This window comes from Acinetobacter sp. M5A5_2a, assembly GCF_053345265.1.
The window spans coordinates 210,551-228,638 of the sequence record NZ_JBKEZV010000003.1; the positions used below are offsets into that span (position 1 = coordinate 210,551).

At 38.1% G+C, this 18,088-nt stretch carries 14 protein-coding genes; 9 read left to right on the forward strand and 5 right to left on the reverse strand.

The features are described from left to right. Positions 1-48: 48 nt before the first annotated feature. Positions 49-1,368 carry a D-alanyl-D-alanine carboxypeptidase PBP6B gene (locus ACLBWE_RS05570; RefSeq protein ID WP_447601632.1) on the reverse strand — a complete coding sequence of 440 codons (1,320 nt, stop codon included), beginning with the start codon at positions 1,366-1,368 and terminating at the stop codon, positions 49-51. Positions 1,369-1,539: 171 nt separating this feature from the next. Here ACLBWE_RS05570 and ACLBWE_RS05575 point away from each other — a divergent pair, with 171 nt between their 5' ends. Together ACLBWE_RS05575 and ACLBWE_RS05580 are read left to right on the forward strand one after the other, a co-directional pair. Then, positions 1,540-3,243, forward strand: a complete 1,704-nt coding sequence (locus ACLBWE_RS05575; RefSeq protein ID WP_447601634.1) for a M61 family metallopeptidase — start codon at positions 1,540-1,542, stop codon at positions 3,241-3,243. 398 nt (positions 3,244-3,641) lie between these two features. After that, positions 3,642-5,879: an NADP-dependent isocitrate dehydrogenase gene (locus tag ACLBWE_RS05580; protein WP_017391874.1), complete on the forward strand. Its 2,238-nt coding sequence runs from the start codon at positions 3,642-3,644 to the stop codon at positions 5,877-5,879. A 117-nt stretch (positions 5,880-5,996) separates the two neighbouring features. Here ACLBWE_RS05580 and ACLBWE_RS05585 read toward each other — a convergent pair whose 3' ends face one another. Continuing rightward, complete coding sequence (locus ACLBWE_RS05585; RefSeq protein WP_003650388.1) at positions 5,997-6,785, reverse strand: rRNA large subunit pseudouridine synthase E; 789 nt, start codon at positions 6,783-6,785, stop codon at positions 5,997-5,999. Positions 6,786-6,981: 196 nt separating this feature from the next. Here ACLBWE_RS05585 and icd point away from each other — a divergent pair, with 196 nt between their 5' ends. Both icd and ACLBWE_RS05595 read left to right on the forward strand, forming a co-directional pair. After that, on the forward strand, positions 6,982-8,238 hold the full coding sequence (gene icd / locus ACLBWE_RS05590) for an NADP-dependent isocitrate dehydrogenase (RefSeq protein WP_042898072.1): 1,257 nt from the start codon (positions 6,982-6,984) through the stop codon (positions 8,236-8,238). Between the two features lie 326 nt (positions 8,239-8,564). Continuing rightward, the gene (locus ACLBWE_RS05595; protein ID WP_424614144.1) at positions 8,565-9,101 is read left to right on the forward strand and encodes a hypothetical protein; all 537 of its coding nucleotides are present in this window, start codon (positions 8,565-8,567) and stop codon (positions 9,099-9,101) included. 43 nt (positions 9,102-9,144) lie between these two features. On the opposite strand, the gene ACLBWE_RS05600 is transcribed toward ACLBWE_RS05595, so the two are convergent. Both ACLBWE_RS05600 and ACLBWE_RS05605 read right to left on the reverse strand, forming a co-directional pair. Next, positions 9,145-9,270, reverse strand: coding sequence for a hypothetical protein (locus ACLBWE_RS05600; RefSeq protein WP_080758342.1), 126 nt, complete (start codon positions 9,268-9,270; stop codon positions 9,145-9,147). Next, the gene (locus ACLBWE_RS05605; protein ID WP_447601638.1) at positions 9,267-10,493 is read right to left on the reverse strand and encodes a YbfB/YjiJ family MFS transporter; all 1,227 of its coding nucleotides are present in this window, start codon (positions 10,491-10,493) and stop codon (positions 9,267-9,269) included. Before ACLBWE_RS05605 ends, ACLBWE_RS05600 begins: the two co-directional genes overlap by 4 nt. 48 nt (positions 10,494-10,541) lie before the next feature. Here ACLBWE_RS05605 and ACLBWE_RS05610 point away from each other — a divergent pair, with 48 nt between their 5' ends. The 4 genes from ACLBWE_RS05610 to ACLBWE_RS05625 all read left to right on the forward strand — a co-directional run bounded on the left by ACLBWE_RS05610 (position 10,542) and on the right by ACLBWE_RS05625 (position 16,874). After that, positions 10,542-11,423 (forward strand): LysR family transcriptional regulator, encoded by an 882-nt coding sequence (locus tag ACLBWE_RS05610; RefSeq protein WP_447601640.1) that lies wholly within the window; start codon positions 10,542-10,544, stop codon positions 11,421-11,423. A 208-nt stretch (positions 11,424-11,631) separates the two neighbouring features. Continuing rightward, the gene (locus ACLBWE_RS05615; RefSeq protein ID WP_004643616.1) at positions 11,632-13,023 is read left to right on the forward strand and encodes an L-cystine transporter; all 1,392 of its coding nucleotides are present in this window, start codon (positions 11,632-11,634) and stop codon (positions 13,021-13,023) included. A gap of 147 nt (positions 13,024-13,170) precedes the next feature. Continuing rightward, positions 13,171-13,989 carry a PhzF family phenazine biosynthesis protein gene (locus tag ACLBWE_RS05620; RefSeq protein ID WP_447601643.1) on the forward strand — a complete coding sequence of 273 codons (819 nt, stop codon included), beginning with the start codon at positions 13,171-13,173 and terminating at the stop codon, positions 13,987-13,989. A gap of 122 nt (positions 13,990-14,111) precedes the next feature. After that, positions 14,112-16,874 (forward strand): M16 family metallopeptidase, encoded by a 2,763-nt coding sequence (locus tag ACLBWE_RS05625; protein WP_447601645.1) that lies wholly within the window; start codon positions 14,112-14,114, stop codon positions 16,872-16,874. Between the two features lie 61 nt (positions 16,875-16,935). On the opposite strand, the gene ACLBWE_RS05630 is transcribed toward ACLBWE_RS05625, so the two are convergent. After that, the gene (locus ACLBWE_RS05630) at positions 16,936-17,319 is read right to left on the reverse strand and encodes a DUF3144 domain-containing protein (RefSeq protein ID WP_004643612.1); all 384 of its coding nucleotides are present in this window, start codon (positions 17,317-17,319) and stop codon (positions 16,936-16,938) included. 103 nt (positions 17,320-17,422) lie between these two features. Between ACLBWE_RS05630 and ACLBWE_RS05635 the strand changes: the two genes are divergently transcribed. After that, a complete protein-coding gene (locus ACLBWE_RS05635) occupies positions 17,423-18,055 on the forward strand; it encodes a hypothetical protein (RefSeq protein WP_005038977.1) in 633 nt (210 codons plus the stop codon). The last annotated feature ends 33 nt before the right edge of the window (positions 18,056-18,088 follow it).

The following is an 18,088-nucleotide window of genomic DNA, read 5'->3' on the forward strand; positions in this document are numbered from 1 at the left end:
TCTTTTATTTATAAAATTTATTGTGCATCTGTGCACAATTTGATGTTTTTAGTGCGAATCTACAGGATAGAGTTTTGCGGCACTATGTTCACTCGATGAAAAAATAGAGAAGAGGCTAGAAAACCACATCATGATTCTTTGGAAAATATTGGCTTCTTCAATATGTACGTTATCTTCAATTTGAAGACTACGGATCAGCTGGTTGTTTTGATAAATAGATACTGTTGCCAAACTCATGACTTTCATTAATGGCGCGGTTAATTGTTTTTCATTTAGTTCAATGTTTACATGTGTTTGAGTCTTTTCGAGTGGAGCAATCACTTTTGGCTGTAAATTGCTATCAAGTACTTGAATGCGTTGAGTCACATTGTCAAAAGTATTTAAGTCAATTGGTGCTGGGTCTGCATATAGCGACGTTGTTACAATCGTCGGCTGCTTTGTTGCGACCTTAAACATTTTTAGAGTCGATTTTACAACAGGCAGTTCGGCAATTAATTTGTGCTCAGGAATAATGACTTCATCGCGTGTATAAGCATAAGCAAGGTTCATTAACTTATCTGCAATCTCAGCTCGTTTTACCGCACTTGGTGTACCTAAAACAATGACCAATAAACGTCTTTGAGCTAAGTCAGATGAAAATGAAGGGCGAGATGCCGTTAATGCCAAATTATAACCAGCGGCTTTAGTATAACCAGTTTTTAGACCGTCAACAGATGGGTCATATTTCAGTGCAAGGTTTGTTGCATGATGGAAGCGTTGGTTGTAGCTAAAGCTTGGCATTTTTGAATAATGTAAATATTCAGGAGTTTGTTTAATTAAAGCCTGACCTAATAAGCTTAAATCATGAGCCGTAGTGTAATGATCAGGCATCGTAATTCCGGGAGGATTACTAAAGTGAGTATCTTTCATGCCCAAAGCTTGAGCTTCCTGATTCATACGTTGTACAAAGTGAGGCACATCACCAGAAATTTTTTCAGCTAAAGTCACGGCTGCATCATTCGCAGACATCACAATTAAACCTGCCAATAACTGATCAACTGAAATTTGTTCACCAGCTTTAAGATACATTTGTGATTCATCCCACTGCACGACACTTACTACCGGTGTTGCAGTAATGATTTCTTCTTTTTTCAGCTTTCCAGCTTTAATCTCTTTTAAGGCAATATAAGCAACCATCATTTTGGTTAAAGATGCTGGTGCGCGCTGCACATGGCTATTGTGCTCAGCAATAATTTGACCCGATTGAGTATCTACGATAGTCCATGCGGCGGCCTCAACACTTTCAGGTGCAATATTGAGTAACGCAGCATTGGTTAGGGTAGTGCAGAAAATACTGAAGAGGGTAAAAAGAGATAGAAAAAATTTCACGGATGACCTTAACTTTTACTGGCAAATACGGGACACAGATGCACAGCATGCTATGCCTTTTTTTAATTGAAGGCTAGTGGAAATTGTTGCCAAAAAATACATGTACGCAAGACGATACAAAAAAGTGATAATCTAATGTGAAGCCGTTCTTATTTTTAAATTGAAGAATTTATGTTGCATTATCAAATTGAGTTCGATGATTACAAACAACACCTTGTTCACGTGACAATTCGTTTTTTAGCCAATCCGAATCAGGAACTTTGGCTACCAACGTGGATTCCGGGTAGTTATCTAATTCGAGAGTTCTCAAAACATATTGAATCCGTTAAAGCTTATGATGAAGCTGGACGTATGCTGGACATTAAAAAAACGAGCAAGAATCGCTGGCGTTTATTTAATACAGATCACGAATTAATGACGATTGAATATGATGTCTATGCATATGATTTGTCTGTACGTGGCGCATACGTAGACCAGACGCGTCTATATATTAATCCAGCGTGTGTATGTTTAGCTTTGGAAGGTCAAGAACAGTCTGCTTGTGAAGTCGAAGTTTTCTTGCCAGATGAGTTAAAGCATTTTCAGTTAGCAACCGGCTTAGCTTCAAAAAGTTTAGTCAAAGGGCGCTTTACTTTAAAAGCCGACCATTATGATCAATTGATTGATAGTCCATTTGAATTGGCTGATCAAACGCGCTTTGGCTTCGAAACACATGGCATTGAACATGAGTTTGTAATTTCTGGCCCACATAATGCCAATGTTGATCGCTTAAAAGCCGATATTGAAAAGATTTGTGCAGCTGAAATAAATATGTTTGGTTCAGCGCCATTTAAAAACTATACCTTTATGACGATGGCAACAGGGAATAGTTATGGTGGATTAGAACATTGCAATAGTACAAGTCTGATTACACCACGCGACGATTTACCAAAATCGAATGAACCAACTGAACCTTCTAAAGATTATCAACGCTTTTTAGGCTTATGTAGTCATGAATATTTTCATTCATGGTTAGTAAAGTTTATCCGTCCTGAAAACTTTGCAAATTATAATTTGCACCAAGAAGGCTACACCTCTTTACTTTGGATATTTGAAGGTTTTACTTCATATTACGATGACCTGATTTTATTGCGTAGTGGTGTAATTTCTCAGAAGTCTTATCTTGATTTACTCAAAGCACAAATTGATCGCTATTTGCAAAACCCAGGCCGTTTTGTTCAAACAGTTGCCGAATCAAGTTTTGATGCTTGGATCAAATTTTATCGTCAAGATGAAAACTCAAATAATGCGGGTACCAGTTATTACAATAAAGGTGCTTTGGTTGCATTGTGCCTAGATTTAGGTTTACGCCTACGTGGTTCTAGTCTTGATGCTTTAATGCGTCGGTTATATGAAAATACTCAAAATGGTATGCAAGTAAATGAGCGAACCATTTTTGATTTATGTAAAGAACTGACGGGTGATAACTGGATTGAACAGATTAATCATTTGATTAACACGACTGATGAATTACCACTTGATCAATTGCTTCCTGAATTTGGCTTAAGCTATAGAGTTAAAACTGACAAATCTTTGCCATTAGGCTTGAAACTTGTCGATAAGCCAGAAGGTGTGCTCGTGCAAAGTGCTCGCCGTGAGAGCGCTGGAGCAAAAGCCGGTATTTCTGCCAATGATGTGATTATTGCAATTGATGGTTTAAAAGCATCCACTAAGCTTATCGAGAAGTATGCAAAACAGGGTGGTACTTATACTGTATTTGCTTTCCGTCGTGATGAGTTAATATCTTTTACAGTCGATTGTGCTACATCTGATTTAACCGAAGTTGAACTTGTCGTTGAAGATCAAGCTAAAACTGAAAAATGGTTAAAAGCATAGATTAAAGCTAAATAGTTTATAAAAAACCGATGTTTTGCACATCGGTTTTTACTTTTAAGTACGTCCAAATGGTGAAATCCGTTTTACCTTTGAGTTTATTTTGAATGAAAAGTATAATAATTGTCAGAACACTGAAAGATATCTCATGTAATTTAATAATGTTTAATGCCTGAAAAGTGATCTGAATATGCGTATTACAATGACTTAGATATCAGAAAATTATCTATATATTTGAATTATGTATTATTTCGCTACGAAATGTCGTTATCACTGGATATTTCGTTGACTGGAAGGCAATGAGAGCCGATACTCTCAGGGTTTTATTTAAGCATATCGGTTCGTAGGCACTGGGCCAAAAGCTCGGTCCTCAACACTCAATCAAACGGAAGGGGCTATATATGGCTGGTGAAAAGTCAACTATTATTTACACACTGACTGACGAGGCGCCACTATTGGCGACCTATTCGCTACTGCCGATCATTGAGACCTTTACTAAGCCAGCTGGCATCGAGATTATTAAAAGTGACATCTCTGTAGCTGCACGTGTGCTCGCAGAATTCGCTGAATACCTAAGTGAAGAGCAAAAGGTATCCGACAACCTTGCAGAGCTAGGTCGTCTTACACAAGATCCAGATACTAACATTATCAAACTCCCGAATATCAGTGCGTCTGTTGCGCAATTAACTGCATGTATCAAAGAGCTTCAATCAAAAGGTTATGCAATTCCTGATTATCCGGAAAATCCTGCAACCGAAGAAGAAAAATCAATCAAAGCTCGTTATGGCAAGTGCCTTGGTTCAGCAGTAAACCCTGTCCTTCGTGAAGGTAACTCTGACCGTCGTGCTCCAGCAGCAGTTAAAAATTACGCAAAAAAACACCCTCATTCAATGAGCGAGTGGAAACAGTGGTCACAAACTCATGTTTCACATATGGAAGAAGGTGACTTCTACCATGGTGAAAAATCAATGACACTTGATCGCGCACGTAACGTGAAAATGGAACTTATCACGAACAGTGGTAAGAGCATTGTTCTTAAGCCAAAAGTTGCGCTACAAGACGGCGAAATTATTGATTCAATGTTCATGAGCAAGAAAGCACTTTGTGATTTCTATGAAAAAGAACTTGATGATTGTAAAGAAGCGGGTATTTTGTTCTCGCTACACGTAAAAGCGACAATGATGAAAGTTTCACACCCGATCGTTTTCGGTCACTGTGTGAAAATCTATTACAAAGAAGCTTTCGAAAAACACGGTAAGTTATTTGACGAATTAGGTATTAACGTCAATAACGGTATGGCTGGGTTATACGAGAAAATCGAAACTCTTCCAACATCATTACGTGAAGAAATCATTGAAGATTTACATGCTTGTCAAGAACACCGTCCTGCACTTGCAATGGTTGACTCGGCAAAAGGCATCACAAACTTCCATTCACCAAACGACATCATCGTTGATGCTTCTATGCCAGCTATGATCCGTGCTGGTGGTAAAATGTGGGGTGCTGATGGTAAGCAATATGATGCTAAAGCTGTTATGCCAGAATCAACATTTGCTCGTATTTACCAAGAAATGATCAACTTCTGTAAGTGGCATGGTAACTTCGATCCGAAGACTATGGGTACTGTACCGAACGTTGGTTTGATGGCTCAAAAAGCTGAAGAATACGGTTCTCACGACAAGACTTTTGAAATTTCAGAAGCTGGTATTGCAAACATTACCGATCTTGACACTGGCGAAGTGTTATTGACTCAAAATGTTGAAGAAGGCGATATCTGGCGTATGTGTCAGGTTAAAGATGCTCCGATTCGTGACTGGGTAAAACTTGCAGTAACTCGTGCACGTAACTCAGGCATGCCTGCGATCTTCTGGCTTGACCCATACCGTCCACACGAAAATGAATTGATCAAGAAAGTACAAAAGTACTTAAAAGATCATGACACGAATGGTTTGGATATTGAGATCATGTCTCAAGTTCGTGCAATGCGTTACACACTTGAGCGTGTAGTACGTGGTCTAGATACTATTTCTGTGACTGGTAACATCTTACGTGACTACTTAACAGACTTGTTCCCAATTATGGAACTTGGTACTTCTGCGAAAATGTTGTCTATCGTTCCGCTTATGGCGGGTGGTGGTATGTACGAAACTGGTGCGGGTGGTTCAGCGCCAAAACACGTACAGCAACTTGTTGAAGAAAACCACTTGCGTTGGGATTCGCTTGGTGAGTTCCTTGCTTTAGCAGCTTCTTTAGAAGAGATGGGTATTAAAGAAAATAATGCTCGTGCTAAGTTACTTGCGAAGACTCTTGATGAAGCGACTGACAAGTTACTTGACAATGGTAAGTCACCATCACGCCGTACGGGTGAGATTGACAACCGTGGTAGCCATTTCTACTTATCACTTTACTGGGCTCAAGCGCTTGCTGCACAGGACGAAGATGCTGAGTTGAAAGCTAAATTTGCTCCTCTTGCAAAAACTTTAGCTGAAGAAGAACCGAAGATTGTTGCTGAACTTGCTCAAGTGCAAGGTAAACCAGCTGACATCGGTGGTTACTATGCAATTGATAAAGCAAAAGTAGATGCTGTAATGCGTCCAAGTGCTACATTCAATGCAGCTCTTGCAACTGTTGAGGCTTAATTACTAACTCGTTAGTAAATAGCTTAAGGGCCGGTGCATATGCACCGGTTTTTTTATTTTTAGAAAAATAAAAGGCATTAAAAAAGCCCACCTAGGTGAGCTTTGAAAATTTACATCTTATCGATCATTGCGACCACGACCACGTGGTGCTTTAGCATTTGGACGAGTTGTACCATTAGTTTTACGACGAGGTTTTTCACCTTCATCCATTTGCCAAATACGTTTTGTACCAGACTTTTTCGTAGAACCGTCTTTATTCTTACGAACCATTGGTTTACCGCCAGTACCACCTGGTTTTTTCACATATGAACGTGAACGATAAGGTTCTTCAGCTGGAACATCTTTAAAGTCAGGGTAAAGCAAAGGCTCAATTTCTTTAACATCACCAGGTTTTAAACCGAGTTGAACTAAATCAATTGAACCAATTTTCGTACGAATTAAACGTAAAGTTGGAAAACCTACCGCAGAAGTCATACGACGAACTTGGCGGTTACGGCCTTCGCAAATTGAAATTTCGATCCAAGATGTTGGAATATTTGCACGAAAACGTACAGGCGGGTTACGTTCCCATAACCATTCAGGTTCACTAACTTTAATGGCTGTGGCAGGAAGCGTCATGCCATCATTAAGTTCTACACCTTTACGAAGTTGCTCAAGCGCTTCTTCAGTTACATCGCCATCAACTTGAACTAAATACGTTTTGTATTTTTTATTTGCAGGGTTAGTAATGAACTGATTCAGACCACCATGATCAGTTAAAAAAACTAAACCCTCAGAGTCCATATCAAGACGGCCTGCCAAACGCAAAGTCGGGTCATCAACAAAGTCAGAGACGGTCATATGCGCTTCGTCTTTACGAAACTGGGAGAGAACGTCATATGGTTTGTTGAGAATGACAATTTTCATAAAAAATGACTTCTTCTTTCAAATAACTAGAGAAAACATTGAGGTTTATTTAAGTGAGAAATCTTATTATTTCTCATATAAATCCCAAAAATGATTAATTTCAATTAAGCTATTATGCGTTAAGAAGAGTTGAAAGTATTGTGTATCGATAATTATTTTTAGTTAATTAAGTATTATAAAAGGGAGAATTCACATAATGGGTTATCAGAAGATCGTGGTTCCTGCAGATGGCGACAAAATTAAAGTAAATGCAGACCTGTCACTGAATGTACCAAATCATCCAATTATTCCTTTCATTGAAGGTGATGGTATTGGTGTGGATATTACACCAACCATGAAAGCAGTCGTAGATGCTGCTATTTTAAAAGCTTATGGTGGCAAGCGCTCAATCGAATGGATGGAAGTCTATTGCGGTGAAAAAGCCAATAAAATTTATGGCAGCTATATGCCGGAAGAAACTTTTGAAGCACTTCGTGAGTTCGTTGTCTCAATCAAAGGTCCTTTAACGACACCAGTGGGTGGTGGTATTCGTTCACTTAACGTTGCCTTACGCCAAGAATTAGATTTATATGTTTGCGTACGCCCAGTGCGTTGGTTTGAAGGCGTACCTTCACCAGTTCAACATCCTGAATTAACAGACATGGTCATTTTCCGTGAGAATTCTGAAGATATCTATGCAGGGATTGAATGGAAAGCCGATTCTGAAGAGGCTAAGAAAGTCATTAGATTCCTTCAAGAAGAAATGGGTGTGACAAAAATCCGTTTCCCAGAAGGCTGTGGTATTGGAATTAAACCTGTATCGAAAGAAGGTTCACAGCGTTTAGTACGCAAAGCCATTCAGTTTGCAATCGAAAATGATAAACCTTCGGTGACGCTTGTTCACAAGGGTAATATCATGAAATATACCGAAGGGGCGTTCAAAGAGTGGGGCTATGAGCTGGCTCTAGATCGTTTTGGTGGAGAACTGATTGATGGTGGTCCATGGGTTAAAATTAAAAACCCAAGAACTGGTAAAGATATCATCATTAAAGATGTGATTGCAGATGCTTTCTTACAACAAATTTTAATGCGCCCAGCTGATTACTCTGTTATTGCAACGCTTAATTTAAATGGTGACTATATTTCCGATGCGCTCGCAGCAGAAGTAGGCGGCATTGGTATTGCACCGGGTGCAAATATTGGTGGTGCAATTGCAGTTTATGAAGCAACTCACGGCACTGCGCCTAAATATGCTGGTCAAGATAAAGTAAACCCAGGTTCTATTATTTTGTCTGCGGAAATGATGCTACGTGATATGGGCTGGACAGAAGCTGCTGATCTGATTATTAAAGGAATTTCAGGAGCGATTGCCGCTAAAACCGTAACTTACGATTTTGAGCGTTTAATGCCGGGCGCAACCTTATTACGTTGTTCTGAATTTGGTGATGCGATTATTAAGCACATGGAAGATTAAATAATTCCTCTATTAAAAAAGCCCTCTTAAAGAGGGCTTAGTATTTTTTATGACTTACTTATTAAAAAAACTATCTGGCAATCCAGCTTCTGGAATAACGCCTAGTCTAAAGGTTATTTTGAGCTGATATGGGGTATTAATTTCATTAACTAGCGGGTGTTCAATTTGTCACTTTTTGCCTTGATTGCAATTTCTTAGCTCACTATTCTCCATACAGAACTTTCTGTATATAGAAAGGGGCACCTTTAGTTAACCTAGGTCGCTTATTTTATGTTTCGGCAAAGTTTCAATAACAATATATTTTTAAAACTTATTAAGGATAATTAATGAAGGTAATATTTAGCATTCTCCTGAGCACCTTATGCCTAGCATTTAGTACAACATCTTCAGCCAATATAGATCGTTTAGTCGAATCTTGTGCAATGTCACATGGTTATTACCCTAACAACGACGGTGGAAGGATGTTTAATTCTGAAGGTTATAGAATTGAATTTTTTCATTCAAAATCAGGTGATAATTTTTCTTCTCTCCGTATGTGTGTAACTAGTAAAATTATTGAGAAAGCACATTATTCTAGTGGAGAAAAACGAAAAGAATTTGAAGAAATATCTAATTCTTTAAAGATTGATGAGGCTTCTAAATCTATTGTTGATCCAAAAGATAAAATACAATTCAATTTCACATTTAAAAACCCACCAACACGCGAAGAAATATGTGCAGATTTGAAAGGCAAACCTAAAGATTATGCATTCTGCATGGGAACAAAAACATATACAGAACCTACTTGTAAAAACTCAAATGGTGATCCTTGTGGTTCTAGTTATGATAAAAGCCGTGCTGGTTATGATTTAAAAGAAAACTAATCCTTAGTAAACAAGTTTAGAAAGGCCCTGTTGAGGGCTTTTTTTATTGCAAAAATTCAGGGTGTTTAGTGGTATTCGTGATGCCGACTTTCTTTTGATAACTCTGATCTAGGGCCTGAATAAAAAGAACAAAGGCAATTAAAAATAGCGGGAAGAACAGAGATTTCATGATTCGGTTTCTCCGAGAGTTGAGATGTAAGTAGGACGTACAGGAAGTAAAAGGCAAACTGCAAAGAGTAGAATGATTCCACCCAGAAGAAAGAGATGTGCATAAGACCAATGCAAATGATGCAAAGTACTAATGACGACACCACCTAAAAGCTGAGTGCTAGCAAACCCAATCGTGGCCAGACTCCATAGCTTTTGATAACGCTGTTCATAAATCTGTAGCAGACTATAAGAGCTAATAAACACCGTTGCGGGAGTAAGTAATCCTGTAAGAACGGAAGATAAAGCGAGCAAAGAAGTGGTCTGGGAAAAGAAAGGTAAAACAACAGCTAGACAGTAAATGGCATATAACCATTTAATGGTTTGTAAATATCCCATTATTCTGCTTAAGCAATAAGCGACAAATGCACCAATGCAGCTTCCTGCTCCATAGAGAACCCAAAATAAATTCCTTTGCTCTAATGAAAAATGCAAAGTTCCAGATAAATAATCCATCCAGAATAGAGAGTGAGGAATATAAGCAAATGCACTGCACATATAGGCAATAATAATGACAAGACCTAAACGTGATTTTTGTGAGGCTTGCAGGTTTGTAGAATACGGCTTAATCATCTGAGCCGTATTACGACTTAATAATTGATAAAGCAGTACGCTTCCTAATATGGAGATGCCCGCAAAAATATCCCAAACATAATGCACAGGTATATTTTTAAGTACAGGAATAATAATGGTGGCAGATAACACACCCACGCCAATCCCGCTAAATCCTAAAAAATTAACTTTTAATCTTTGCGTGGTGGGAATGTATTTCATGGCAAAGCTTGGGGCTAAAATCATAAGTAAGCCGCCAGCAATACCAGAAATCGTACGCCAGAAAATGAACCATGCCAGAGGCATATCCATGAATGAGCAGCATAGTAGGCTGAGGCTACCGGCAATAGTTGAGAGTACGATCATGGATGGGATGTACTTTTCTTTAATACCCAATAACGCCAATAAGGCACCAATGAGATATCCCAATAAATTTGCACTTCCTAAGAAGCTGGCAAAATCATGGGTCCAGTGATATTGCTCAATCAGGATGGGCATGAGCGCAGTATAGGAAAATCTGAACACTCCAATACCCAAACAAGTTGCCAAAAAGACAAGTAAGCTCATTCGATAAAACGTAGACATGAGAAGGCTCTCAATTTTTTTATTATTAAAAGCTAGTTTTGTGATCATTAAAAATGATTTAATAAGATGATAGTTATCTTATTTTGAGATAGTGAAATGTTATTAAAGTCACTAGAGTTTTTCTTGGCGGTCGCAGAGAGTGGAAGTTTTTCATTGGCTGCACAAAAAATGTATACCGTTCAATCGAATATCACGAGCCATATAAAAAAACTTGAAGAAGAGTTGGGGGTGATTTTATTAAATCGCCATAACCCAGTGACGCTAACCAATGCAGGACAACAGCTACATAGTTATGCTGTTCAAATGCTTGCACTACACCATAAAGCTAAAAAAATCTTTCAAGACGGTGGAATTGATCCTGCTGAATCAATCCGACTTGGAAGTATGGAGACCACTGCTGCAATACGTTTGCCACAGTTACTCAATCAATGTATGCAGCAATATCCTACTTTGCCTATTGAGCTCCAAACTCATCCGACACGTTATTTATTAAATGCTGTACATCAGGGGGAATTGGATTGTGCTTTTGTGGCATCTAAATATTCCATCCCTGAGTTATATAGTTTTCCAGTGTGGCATGAAGAGCTGGTTCTGGTTTGCCCTAAGCAACAAGAGAGCTTTCCAGATATGGCAACCCTTGCAAAAACAAGGTTTATAGCATTTCGGCAAGGTTGTTCATATCGACATGCAATAGAGCTTTTCTTGAATGACTTTAGTATTCCACCTTCGCAAATTATGGAAATGGGAAGTCTGGACGGTATTGTGAGTTGTGTAGAATTGGGTGTTGGTTTTGCTTTATTACCTAAGTCTTATCTGGCAAAAGTTGCAGATAAAGTGTCCGTCAATTGTTTTGGACTAAATACGGAATCTGCTTTTTTCACTACATATTTAGTTGCCCAGTTACCCGAAACATGGGGAACCAATTTAAAGCAATTTATTTATTTTATTGAGCAACAATTTGAATTAAAGGTTGCTTAGGTGGAGGCTGATTTTTATACATAAATATCTTACGTAATTTATAAATTAAAAGTGATATATATGTATTTAAAAGTCATTTTATATTCTCACGCAGGTTTGTAATCATCTTGATGCTATAAAATTGTTGAAAAGGGTAGTTTATATAGGCCGGCTATGGTCAAATATGCCCTCTTGAAAGATGACACAAGCAATAATTTGGAGTTTGGGAATGAATATACCCTTAATCATCAATATTGTGGTTTTTGTCGGGTTAATATTTTTACTCGCCCAAACACGTAAAACGGACTGGAGCTTATCAAAAAAAGTTCTGGCTGGCTTAATTCTAGGTGTGGTGTTTGGCTTAGGACTACATTTGATTTATGGCGGTGGCCATCCGATTCTTGCTGAATCTATTAGCTGGTTTAATATCGTTGGAAATGGCTATGTAAAACTTTTACAAATGGTCGTCATGCCTTTGGTATTTGTGTCTATTTTGGGAGCGGTTGCAAAATTACACCAAGCATCGTCTTTAGGCAAAATCAGTTTTTACACGATTGGTACTTTACTATTTACAACGCTGATTGCTGCACTCGTAGGGGTATTTGTTACTAACCTGTTTGGCTTAACTGCAAAAGGCTTGGTGCAAGGTGCTGCTGAAACTGCACGCTTAACTGCCATTAATACAGATTATGTAGGCAAAGTTACCGATTTAAGTGTGCCGCAATTTATTCTTTCCTTTATTCCAAGTAATCCATTTGCTGAATTAACTGGTGCCAACCCAACTTCAATTATTAGTGTGGTTATCTTTGCCGTCTTCTTAGGTATAGCAGCGCTCAACCTAATGAAAGATGATGAAGAAAAAGGTCAGCGTATTTTAACTGCAATCCAGACTTTACAGTCTTGGGTAATGAAGCTTGTTCGTTTAGTGATGACGCTTACACCCTATGGTGTTTTTGCACTCATGACCAAAGTTGTGGCAAGTTCTAACGTAGCAGATATCTTAAACTTAGGCGGTTTCTTGGTGGCGTCTTATTTAGGCTTGGCGATTATGTTTGTCGTACATGCGATTATTTTGACGCTTACCGGTGTTTCTCCACTTAAATTCTTTAAGAAAGTTGCTCCAGTTTTAACGTTTGCATTTACCAGCCGTTCAAGTGCTGCCAGCATTCCACTAAGTATCGAAGCGCAAACTCGTCGTTTAGGTATTCCTGAATCTATTGCAAGTTTCTCTGCTTCTTTTGGTGCGACAATTGGCCAAAATGGTTGTGCTGGTTTATATCCAGCAATGCTAGCGGTAATGGTTGCGCCAACGATGGGAATTAACACGCTAGATCCAATGTGGATTGCATCGTTAGTCGGTATTGTGACCTTAAGTTCAATTGGTGTGGCTGGTGTTGGCGGTGGTGCAACTTTCGCTGCACTGATCGTACTTCCTGCAATGGGCTTACCTGTAACTTTGGTTGCGCTTCTTATTTCAATTGAACCATTAATTGATATGGGACGTACTGCGTTAAACGTAAATGGTTCAATGACTGCGGGTGTTGTTACTAGTCAATTTATGGGCCAGACAGATAAAGAAATATTAAACAGTGAAGATGAAATTGAACTAACACATCACTAATAAACTGTAAGAGACGACTCAATCTCATTGGATTGGGTCGTTTTTTTATGTGTGAATGATTGCTGTAATGCTAATTTTTAAAAATCTGTGTCTGTTTATATTTAAAAAAATTGAAGACAATGAGTTAATTTAAAAGAGTTGAATATCATGAAAATGTATCAAGTCGATGCTTTTACAAAAGAGTTATTTCGTGGAAATCCCGCCGCTGTTGTTGTTGAAAAAGAATGGCTAGATGCAGATTTAATGCAGAAGATAGCATTTGAAAATAACTTGTCTGAAACTGCTTTTGTAAAAATCATAGACTCTGAAAATTATGAAATCCGTTGGTTTACTCCAACAGTTGAAGCTGATTTTTGTGGGCATGCCACCCTTGCCAGTGCTTTTGTAATATTTAAAGATTTTACTAAGAAAAAGACGATTAATTTTCATGTACGAAACTTAGGACTTTTTGTGGTTCATCAAGATGAAGACGGCAAAATTAGAATGAATTTTCCAATTTGTAAAGCTCATCAAGTTGAAGATTATCCGGCTATTTTACGTCAAGCTTTAAGCAAACCTTTTAAAGCGGTTTATCAAAATCCTTATGCCTACGTCGTTGAATATGAGTCAGTTCAAGATGTATTGGATGAAAAACCAGACATGAATTTGCTAAAAAAATTAGGTAAGTTACGTACTGCTGTTACAGCAAATGATGTGGATGTTGCAATAACATCAAAAGCCGACCAGCAATATGATTGTGTCTCTCGCTATTTTGCACCTGTCGCGGGTATTGATGAAGACCCCGTAACAGGTTCAATTCATACTGCTATAGCACCGTTATGGGCAGAAAAGCTTGGGAAAAATAATATTGTGGCTTATCAGGCTTCTAGCCGCGGAGGCATTTTATATTGCAATATTCTGTCTGAAGAACGTATTGAAATTTCAGGATATGGGAAACTTTATATGCAAGCTGAAATTTTTCTTTAAAATATAAGGCCGTTTAAATAAACGGCTTTTTTTTCAAAACTTTACTATTAATGTCAGCTTAAATTTCCTACTATAGTCCCACAACTATTGATTTTTTATTATTCAAATTAATTGGTATTTATATGTTTATGCAGTTTAAACAACTGACTCTCTCCCTATGTATCCTTAGTTTAAGTGCTGCGTCTTGGGCACAAACCACACTAGTAAAAAGCAAGCAAAATATTGAGGAATATAAATTAGATAACGGTTTTCGGGTTGTACTTGCACCGAATGACAAAGAAAATAAAATCTTTATTAATACCATTTATTTAACAGGTTCATTAAATGATCCGCAAGGCAAAAGCGGCTTAGCTCATTTGCTTGAGCACTTGGCTTTTAAGGGGACAAAAAATGTTAAAGGGGAAGAATTCCAGCGCCGTTTAGATCAATATACGTTAATGACGAATGCGAGTACGGATTATTATTCGACCAAGTATACCAATATCGTTCGTCCAGAAAAGACTGCACTCAATGAAGTGTTGTATCTTGAATCTGAACGTATGGATAAATTGGTTCTACAAGAAAAATTTGTTCCTTCCGAAATTGAAATCGTAAAGCGTGAACGTGAAGTTCGTATGGATCAGCCTTTTGCTGTCCTGATGGATCAAATGTGGAAATCGGCTTATGGCAATCAATATTTAGGTCGTTTACCGATTGGTGATTTACCTGAGCTTAAATCTATTAAAATGCCTGAGCTAGACCGTTTTTATCGTAGTTGGTATGCACCGAATAATGCCGTCATGGTTGTTTCGGGTAAATTCGATAAAACAGATGTCTTAAAAACAATTGATCAATATTTTAGTCCAATCGCGGCGCGTGATGTTCCTAAAGCTGTACAGATTCCTGTACTCGATTCTACAAAAATAAAAAATCGTCAGTTTGTGGTGAAAAAGGGGAGCGATCTGGCGAAGTTCCATATCTATATGAATGGAAAAAACACCAAAATTCAGCCGACACTCGCTTTAGCTCCTTTGTTATATACCATGCAACCAAGTGGTCATCTATATCAGAACATGGTTGAAACTGGTATTACCACAAATGTTGATGCGAGTACGTGGTTAGACCAAGATTTTAATGTGGTATTTCTAGGCGCTATTTATGCACCAAGTAATGACCCTAAAAAAGTTGAAAGCTCTTTGCTAGCGGGTATTGAAAAAGGAAAGCCTTTTACTGAAGTGGAATTAAATCGTGTTAAGAGTTTAATGAAAACTCAAGGCGACTTAATCACTAAAGATGCGGTAGCACTTGGTTCACGTTTGAGTGATTACACGGTCGCTGGTGGGCAATGGGATCAATATTTTAAAGACTTAGATTCAGTAGAAAACGTTAAGCTAGATGAAGTAAATCAAACTTTAAAACAGTTCCTTGTTGCTGAGCATCGTATTGACGGTGATATTTTGCCAACACCTGAAGATCAGAAAAAAGCTCAACAACAAAACTCAAAAGATGCGCCTAAAACCTTAGATCAGGTGGAAGCAAAGGCAGAACCTTTAAAAGACCCGAAAGCCTATCAACAAGAAGTTACTGAGTTTTTAAAAACTTCAAAACAGTATGTAGAAAGTAATGAGAAAAAGATTATTCGTGGAAAGCTGAAAAATGGAATGAAGTATGCTTTATTCCCAGTTGAAACACGTGATGATCGTACTTATGCCACAATTACGATGGATTTCGGAACAGAGAAATCTTTATTTAATAAAGGTACGGTAGTCGATTTAACCTCATATTTATTACTACGTGGTTCCGATAAATACAGTTTGCAAGATATTGCTGATAAATCGATTGATGCGGGCGGCGCGGCTTATGCAAGTGCTGACGGCAATGGCATGACCATTAATATTCAGTCTAAATCAGAAAAATTTGATGAATTTTTCGAGTTTGTTCTTGATGTGATGAAAAATCCGAAATTTGAGCAATCTCAATTTGATTTGATTAAATCGCAGAGCTTATCTAGTTTAGATCGTCCGTATACTGAACCGGATGTTGTAGCAGGTTTAACACTTTCCCGTTTACTCGAAGAATATCAACCGGGAGATTTGCGTTACCACTTTGAACCAGAGTTGGCAAAACAGCAATTGAAAAATGCCACTCAAGAACAAGTGAAAGAATTGTACGAGCATTTCTTTGCAATGAACCATGCTCAAATCGCGATTACGGGCAAGTTTGATGCGAAAAAAATGCAGAAATTACTTAATCAGGAATTTGGTCGTTGGAATGGTAAACAGCCTTATCAAAAAATCTTGATTAATCATGTCGATTTTCCAGCACAGCAAGTGCATGTTTTATCTGAGCAGCGCGAATTTGGTAGCTACCAAAGCGTGCTTTCACTGCCCGTTGGGAAAAACCATCCAGATGCATCTGCTCTCATTTTGCTTAACTATATTTTAGGTGAGTCTCAAATTTCATCACGTTTGGCTCAAGAGCTTCGTGAGAAAAATGCATTAGTGTATGGTTTTGGAAGTGGATTACAGCTTGATCGTGATACTAACGTAGGTGCTTTAAGTATTAGCGCTAATTATACTTCGGGCCGCTCAGCGCAGGTTTCTGCATCAATACATAAAGTGTTGAATGACTTGTTGAAAAATGGTGTGACAGAGCAAGAGCTTGAAGCTGCAAAAGCAGATATCATGAAAAAACGTGTTACGGCATTAGAAGATGAACGTAATATTCATGGGATGTTAAATCTCCAGCTTGAGTCAGGTAAAACATTAATGGACCGTGTAAAACACGATCAAAATCTGACTAAACTGACTGTTGCTGATGTAAATGCAGCAATTAAAAAATATATTAAACCTGAACATTTAGTTGAGGTAATGGCTGATCAATATGGTCAGGCAGCAAAAAAATAAAGTCTTCTTTTAAATAAAAAGCCACTCAATTGTGGCTTTTTATTTGGGTTGTTAAATCATTTTAATGATCATGTTTATGCGCGTGAAAATCTTCATTTTTACGGAAACGTAAATAATTTTCGAACTGTTCACAGTACTCATCAAAGTTATCTTCAAGCATCATTTGAAATTGTTGCACAAGATAAGACATGACTTGATCTTTAGCATCACGCATTTCATCGCCATCTTTAAAATTATTTGCTGCTACCCATGTGTTAAAACGGGCACTAGCAAATAACATTGCTGCACTCACTTGACCACGCAGCTCGGCTGGATCTGGTTTTTCACCTTTTGGCGGGCGACAAAAATCATTCGCTTGTTTGATAAATTCATCCGCACGCTCAAAGAAAACCGCATTTAAAGCTTCTTCTTCAGTAACATCTGTTGCATTGATCTTTTGAGACATGACTTATTCCCGCAAAAATAGAGCTGCTTATTATAGGCAAAGCCTTGCGGAAACAAAACCTTTGCCTTAGTCTGTAAATAGCCTAAGTATCGGGAGGTTTAATATGCAAGATGCAATTGCTATTCAAAGTTTAAAAACGGATATCGCTTTATTACGACAGCATATTTTCCCGCCTCAATATTTAGAACATGTGGAAGGGCTGCCGATCTATTATGGTTTACAACAAGAAGTCGAAATCTATTACCAACAATGGCAAAGTTTAATTGAAAGGGCACAAGAACTTTTTCAGCCTTTTATGGAAGATGAATTACCAGATGCCATTCATTTGCCAAGTCATTTAAATTTACCCTTGTTCTTTTTTCATGTAGACCGAATTCGGATTAATAAAACACGTGCGAAAGAGTCTAAAACTTTCCGCGGCGTTGCAAGTCTTATTGAAAAATGTGGGCAGTTCGAAACAGATCAGATTTTTACAATGCAAGAATGGTTGCAGAGTGACGATACTGCTGCACTGGTGGCTCATCGTGAATTTATCGACTTAAGAACCTATGTATTCCAACATGGCCAAAGTGAATATACCCGTTCACGTTTTTATACCAATGGTATTGTGTTAGGGGTTGAGCCGCATTTTAAATTAGTCGATGCCCGTGATAAGCCAAGAAAGCAACGTAGTGATAGCTATAATGACCCGTTAGCAGATAACGGTGTATGGAAAGTATTTGGTAAGTACCGATAAAAAGTCGCTGCACGTTTACAGCGACTTTTTATA